Origin of the sequence: Citrobacter sp. Cb080 (assembly GCF_030334745.1) — a bacterium.
GTDB lineage: Bacteria > Pseudomonadota > Gammaproteobacteria > Enterobacterales > Enterobacteriaceae > Citrobacter > Citrobacter braakii.
On sequence record NZ_JAOWDG010000007.1, the window covers coordinates 1 to 359 of the forward strand.

The 359-nt window shown below is 63.2% G+C and carries 1 pseudogene; it reads left to right on the forward strand.

The annotated features are described in order from the left end of the window. A pseudogene (locus OGV38_RS00050) lies at positions 1 to 359 on the forward strand (electron transport complex subunit RsxC); the annotation flags it as partial.

Here is a 359-nt window from a genome sequence, read left to right on the forward strand (position 1 = left end):
CAGGAAACCGTAACGGAAACAGCCGAACCGGTGGATCCGCGTAAAGCCGCCGTGGAAGCGGCTATCGCCCGCGCCAAAGCCCGCAAGCTTGAGCAGCAGACGGTTACGGAAACAGCCGAATCGGTGGAGCCGCGTAAAGCCGCCGTGGAAGCGGCTATCGCCCGCGCCAAAGCCCGCAAGCTTGAACAGGAAACCGCAACGGAAACAGCCGAACCGATGGATCCGCGTAAAGCCGCCGTGGAAGCGGCTATCGCCCGCGCCAAAGCCCGCAAGCTTGAACAGGAAACCGTAACGGAAACAGCCGAACCGGTGGATCCGCGTAAAGCCGCCGTGGAAGCGGCTATCGCCCGCGCCAAAGC